This is a genomic window from Mycobacterium sp. AT1 (assembly GCF_002043095.1).
Classification (GTDB): domain Bacteria; phylum Actinomycetota; class Actinomycetes; order Mycobacteriales; family Mycobacteriaceae; genus Mycobacterium.
Genome location: NZ_MVOC01000122.1, coordinates 1 through 5,576, shown reverse-complemented (window position 1 = coordinate 5,576; position 5,576 = coordinate 1). Strand labels below are relative to the sequence as shown.

Genomic DNA, 5,576 nt, shown 5'->3' with positions numbered 1-5,576 from the left:
CGGGCCCAGGTCGACGGTGGTGCCGCCCACCCGAGCGGCGCGGCCCGTGACCACCAGCCCGCCCGGCTCGGGCCCGGTCGCGAGCGCCACGGCGGCCGGACCGGCCGCCCGCAGCGCCGAGCAGGGCACGACGGCCGTCATCGCGTCGGGCCGGTACGGCGTCACGACCGCCGTGCTCGAGGCGACCGGCTCACCAGGAACGGGCCAGGTGACGGTGGAGGTGTCGAGCCACGTCGGCGCGAACGGCAACGCCACCGCGGCCAGCACGCCGAGCAGGCCCAGCAGCAGCGTCGGCCACGTGCGCGGGCTCCGATAGTCAACCGTGGGGGACGTAGTCAGTGCATGCCTTGCCGGATCGATGGGTGGGCGCCAACGACGAGGTTGTCAGCAGTTGCCGCGGTGGTGCGAGCCTCCGGGCCACTCGTCACAGCACCGTCACGATGCGCCCGGCGACTCTTCGTCGGACGCATGGCCGACAATGAACCCATGCTTGCAGTGATCGGTGGCAGTGGTTTCTATACGTTCTTCGGCTCGGATGCGCGCAGCATCAGCGTCGACACCCCCTACGGCGCGCCGAGCGGCGCCATCACCGTCGGGACCGTCGGCTCGCACGAGGTCGCGTTCCTGCCGCGGCACGGCGCCAACCACGAGTTCTCCCCGCACACCGTGCCGTACCGCGCGAACATGTGGGCGTTGCGCGCGCTGGGCGTCCGGCGGATATTCGCTCCGTGCGCGGTGGGCAGCCTGACCCCCGAGCTCGGGCCCGGGTCGATGGTGGTGCCCGATCAGCTCGTCGACCGCACCAGCGCCCGCGCCGACACCTACTTCGACGAGGGCGGCATCCACGTCGGGTTCGCCGATCCCTACTGCCCGACCCTGCGCGCCAACGCCGCAGAGCTGCCAGGGGTGGTGGACGGCGGCACGATGGTGGTGATTCAGGGTCCGCGCTTTTCGACGCGCGCGGAGAGCCGCTGGTTCGCGTCGCAGGGCTTCACGCTGGTGAACATGACCGGTTACCCGGAGGCGGTGCTGGCTCGCGAGTTGGAGATGTGTTACGCCGCAATCGCATTGGTCACCGATCTGGACGCGGGCATCGAGTCCGGCGCCGGCGTGACGGCCGTTGACGTGTTCGCGGAGTTCGAGAAGAACCTGGTGCCGTTCAAGAAACTGGTGCACGAGGCCATCGAGAGCGTGGCGCCGGATCGCACGTGCGAGCACTGCGTTGCCCACGCGGGCGTCACCCTGCCGTTCGAGCTGCCGTGAGGGTCCTCGTCACCGGTGCCGCGGGGTTCATCGGCTCACAGGTCTGCGCGGCGCTGACGGCGCGCGGCCACGACGTCGTCGCGGTGGACGCGATGCTGTCCGCGGCGCACGGTGATGCCACGACGCCGCCGGAGGGCGTCCTCGAGGTCGACGTCCGCGACGCGTCTGGCATGGCGGCGCTGCTGCCTGGGGTGGACGTCGTGTGTCATCAGGCGGCCGTGGTGGGCGCCGGGGTCGACGCCTCCGATGCGCCGAACTACGGCAGTCACAACGACTACGGGACGACGGTGCTGCTCGCGGAGATGTTCGCCGCCGGTTGCCGACGGCTGGTGCTGGCGTCGTCGATGGTCGTCTACGGGCAGGGCGGCTACGACTGTCCGGTGCACGGGCCGGTCGACCCGCTGCCCCGCACGACGGCGGACCTGGACGCAGGCGTCTTCGAACACCGCTGCCCGATCGGCGGTGAGGAACTGGACTGGCGATTGGTGGGCGAGGATGCGCCGCTGCGGCCGCGCAGTCTGTACGCGGCGAGCAAGACCGCGCAGGAGCACTACGCCCTGGCATGGGCGGAGGCCACCGGCGGCTCGGTCGTCGCGCTGCGCTATCACAATGTCTACGGTCCGATGATGCCACGCGACACCCCGTATTCGGGGGTGGCGGCGATCTTCCGGTCCGCCATCGAAAGGGGCGAGCCGCCAAGGGTTTTCGAGGATGGTGGCCAGATGCGGGACTTCGTCCACGTCGCCGACGTGGCGGCGGTCAACGCGGCGGCGGTGGAGGCGGACACCAGTGGCTTCGCGGCGTTCAACGTGTGTTCGGGGCGGCCGATCTCGATCATGGACGTCGCGACCAGGATCTGCGAGGCCCGCGGCGGGCAGGCCCCGGTGGTCACCGGCCAGTACCGTAGCGGCGACGTCCGCCACATCGTTGCCGATCCCGCCGCCGCGGCCGAGGTGCTCGGTTTCCGGGCGGCGGTCGACCCTGCCGACGGCCTGCGGGAGTTCGCGTTCGAGCCGCTACGCGGGTGATTGTTGGAATTTGACACGCGTCAAGTAATACTGACCGGGTGAAGACCTCGATCTGCGACCAGTACGGCATCGACTTCCCGCTGTTCGCCTTCAGTCATTGTCGGGACGTCGTCGCGGCGGTCACCAACGCAGGCGGCCTCGGCGTGCTCGGTGGCACCGCGTTCACCCCCGAGGCGCTCGAGCAGGAACTCAACTGGATCGACGAGCAGGTCCGCGGCAAGCCGTATGGCGTCGACATCATCGTGCCAGCCAAGTTCGAGGGCAAGGGCGAGAAGCTCGAGGCGGGTGCCCTCGTCGACCGCATTCCGGCCGAGTATCGGGAGTTCGTCACCGAACTGCTTGCCTCCCATGACATTCCCGACGATCACAAGCGTCGCGTCGGCGGAAGCAGCCTGTCCGGTGACACCGGCGAGGCGTTGCTCGAAGTGGCGCTGCGGCACCCGATCAAGTTGATGGCCAACGCCCTTGGCGTGCCGCCGCCCTACATGATCGAAGCGGGGCAGTCCTCCGGTGTCCCGGTCGCAGCGCTGGTCGGCGCTCGCGAGCACGCGCTCAAGCAGGTGGCCGCCGGGGTCGACCTGATCATCGCCCAGGGCACCGAGGCCGGCGGGCACTGCGGTGAGGTGTCGACGCTGGTGCTGGTGCCCGAGGTGCTCGACGCACTCGCCGAGGTCGGCAGCGACATCCCGGTGCTCGCGGCTGGCGGCATCGTCACCGGTCGACAGATGGCGGCCTGCGTGGCGATGGGTGCCGCGGGCGCCTGGACCGGGTCGGTGTGGCTGACCACCGAAGAGGCCGAGACCGCACCGCACACCGTGCAGAAGATGCTGACCGCGACCTCGCGCGACACTATTCGCTCGGCCGGACGCACGGGTAAGCCGTCGCGGCAACTGGTCTCGGACTGGACCAACGCGTGGGCGCCCAATCCCGGTGGGCAGAAGCCGCTTCCGCTGCCACTGCAGTCGATGCTGGTCGAACCGACTCTGCGGCGCATCGACAAGCTCGCCGCCAGCGGCCATCCTGGCGCGCAGGAGCTGGCCACCTACTTCGTCGGGCAGGGCGTCGGGTTGATGAACAAGGTGAAGCCCGCGCGCACCGTGGTGCTCGAATTCATCGAGGACTACCTCGCGGCGGCGCAGCGGCTGGGCGACTCCGTCCCCGACTGACTTTCTTCCTTCCGCCGAGTGTGGAGTTTTGCGACGCCGCGGAGTATTTCGGCGTAACGAAAGTTCACGCTCGGCGGGGTTTATTCGCCCGCGAGTGGTAGCCGCACCTCGAAGCGCGCGCCGTTCTCCAGGTTGTAGGCCGACACCGTGCCGTGGTGGGCGTGCACCAGGCCGGCGGCGATCGCCAGCCCCAGCCCGGATCCGCTTGGCAGGGAAGAGTCTTCGCGGGGCACCCGGCCGTTCGACCCGCGATAGGCGACGTCGAAGACACGCGCCAGATCGGCCTCGTTGATGCCAACCCCGGTGTCGTCGACCCGCGCCCAGGCGCCCTCGCCGTCCGACCCGATGGCGAGTTCGACGGTGCCGCCCTCGGGGGTGTGGGCGATGGCGTTGGCGACGAGGTTGGACAGCACCCGCACCAGCGCGCGGTCGCTCCCGATCACCCCGACCGGGGTCGCGGGCACCCTGGCGTGCAGCGCGACGCCCGCGCGTTCGGCGGCGATGCGGTGCGCCGAGACCACGTCGTCGACGACCTCGTCGAGTGACACCTTGTCGTAGGCGGGTTGGACGGCGCCCGCGTTGATCTTCGACATCTCGAAGAGGTCGTCCACCATCTCGGAGAGCCGGATCGTCTCGTGTTCGATGTGCTTGGCGTGCACGCGAATCTCGTCGTCTTCGACCACGCCGTCGGCGATCGCCTCGGCGACCGCCCGAATCCCGGCCAGCGGCGTGCGAAGGTCGTGGCTGACGAACGCGACGAGTTGGCGGCGCGATTGCTCGGCGACCTCGTCGGCCTCGCGGATCTGCTGTTCCCAGACGGTGCGCCTGGCCTGGTAGCGGGCGAGCATGATCGCCGCGGGGATCGTCACCACCGACACGATGACCAGTACGACGGCGATGCCCTCGTACCGCGGTGACAGCATGAATCCGCTGGCACCGAAGACGCCGGTGAACGTCGCCACCGTCGGGATCAGCACCAGCACCACCATGCTGAGGGTCAGGGACCACGACCGTGCCAACCGGATCAGGACCGCGCCTGCCACCACCACCGGCACCGAGCACGCCAGCGCCAAGCCGGCGATCTCCCAGATGTCAGTCGACGGCATACCGCTCCTCGCTCCACATGTAGCCGCGGCCCCACACCGTCTGCACCCGGTGCTCGGCGCCCAGCTTCGAACGCAGTCGCTTGACGTGGACCGTCACGGTAGACAGGTCCCCAAAGTCCCACTGCCACACCAGTTTCAGCAGCTCTTCCCGGGTAAAGACGGTGCCGGTGTGGGTCAGGAAGAACAGCAGGAGGTCGAATTCGCGGTTGGTCAGGCTCACCGCCTGACCCTTGATGGTGACCGACCGGGCCGCGGCGGACACCGTCATGTCGCCCACCGTGACCACGGCAGGTTGCGCGCCGGGAGCCGAGGGCGCGCGGCGCAGTACCGACCGCACCCGCAACGCCAGCTCGCGCGGGCTGAACGGTTTGACGAGGTAGTCGTCGGCGCCCGCCTCGAGCCCGGCGATGCGGTCGTCCTCCTCGCCGAGGGCGGTCAGCAAAATCACCGGAACCGCGTAGCCGCCGCGTTCGCGGAGCACGCGACACAGGGCGAGCCCGTCCGGTCCCGGCATCATCACGTCGAGGACGGCGACGTCGATTTGCTCGGAGCCCAGCATGCGCAGGGCTTGGTTTCCGTCGCGGGCGACCAGGACGTCGAGCCCGTCACGCTCGAGGTATCGGCGTACGACGTCGCGGACGACGTTGTCGTCATCGGCGATCAGTACTCGGGTCACAACGTCTCAGAGTAGTCCGGCAAACGCCGTACCTGGGCCGACGTCATGGATTCGTTAGCGTTGGGCGCGCGTGCTGACAGGGATGATGGTTAACCTGACGCCCGTGGACCCTTCTCGCGTCACGGTGGTGATGCCGTGCCTCAACGAGGCTGAGTCGCTGCCAGGTGTGCTTGCCCTGATCCCAAACGGGTACCGCGCCCTGGTCGTCGACAACAACAGCACCGACGGCACCGCCGAGGTGGCACGGCGGTGCGGGGCAACGGTCGTCGAGGAGTCGGCGCCGGGCTACGGCGCGGCGGTGAACGCGGGCATCGTCGCGGCGTCGACGCCGATCGTC

7 protein-coding genes are annotated in these 5,576 nt (G+C 69.4%); 4 read left to right on the top strand and 3 right to left on the bottom strand.

Annotated elements, in window-relative coordinates; translation table 11 throughout:
• Window positions 1-165, bottom strand: a 165-nt coding sequence (locus B1790_RS35970; RefSeq protein WP_369832471.1) for a hypothetical protein, incomplete at its 3' end; no start/stop codon positions are given.
• A 321-nt stretch (window positions 166-486) separates the two neighbouring features.
• Between B1790_RS35970 and B1790_RS33835 the strand changes: the two genes are divergently transcribed.
• Genes B1790_RS33835 through B1790_RS33825 form a run of 3 tightly spaced genes read left to right on the top strand, consistent with a single transcriptional unit; the run spans window position 487 to window position 3,457 of the window.
• Entirely contained in the window at window positions 487-1,263 is a 777-nt protein-coding gene (locus tag B1790_RS33835; protein WP_079927629.1) for an S-methyl-5'-thioadenosine phosphorylase, read from the top strand.
• Window positions 1,260-2,291 (top strand): NAD(P)-dependent oxidoreductase, encoded by a 1,032-nt coding sequence (locus B1790_RS33830; RefSeq protein WP_079927628.1) that lies wholly within the window; start codon window positions 1,260-1,262, stop codon window positions 2,289-2,291. Before B1790_RS33835 ends, B1790_RS33830 begins: the two co-directional genes overlap by 4 nt.
• A 38-nt stretch (window positions 2,292-2,329) precedes the next feature.
• Complete coding sequence (locus tag B1790_RS33825; protein ID WP_079927627.1) at window positions 2,330-3,457, top strand: nitronate monooxygenase; 1,128 nt, start codon at window positions 2,330-2,332, stop codon at window positions 3,455-3,457.
• Between the two features lie 80 nt (window positions 3,458-3,537).
• Here B1790_RS33825 and B1790_RS33820 read toward each other — a convergent pair whose 3' ends face one another.
• The gene (locus B1790_RS33820) at window positions 3,538-4,563 is read right to left on the bottom strand and encodes a cell wall metabolism sensor histidine kinase WalK (RefSeq protein ID WP_079927626.1); all 1,026 of its coding nucleotides are present in this window, start codon (window positions 4,561-4,563) and stop codon (window positions 3,538-3,540) included.
• The gene (locus B1790_RS33815) at window positions 4,550-5,239 is read right to left on the bottom strand and encodes a response regulator transcription factor (protein WP_079927625.1); all 690 of its coding nucleotides are present in this window, start codon (window positions 5,237-5,239) and stop codon (window positions 4,550-4,552) included. Before B1790_RS33815 ends, B1790_RS33820 begins: the two co-directional genes overlap by 14 nt.
• Before the next feature lie 130 nt (window positions 5,240-5,369).
• Here B1790_RS33815 and B1790_RS33810 point away from each other — a divergent pair.
• On the top strand, window positions 5,370-5,576 hold a 207-nt coding region (locus tag B1790_RS33810), incomplete at its 3' end, for a glycosyltransferase (protein ID WP_369832470.1).

Coding starts and splice junctions, on each gene's coding strand:
- B1790_RS33835 (WP_079927629.1), top strand. CDS start 487: ATGCTTGCAGTGATCGGTGGCAGTGGTTTCTATACGTTCTTCGGCTCG.
- B1790_RS33820 (WP_079927626.1), bottom strand. CDS start 4,563: ATGCCGTCGACTGACATCTGGGAGATCGCCGGCTTGGCGCTGGCGTGC.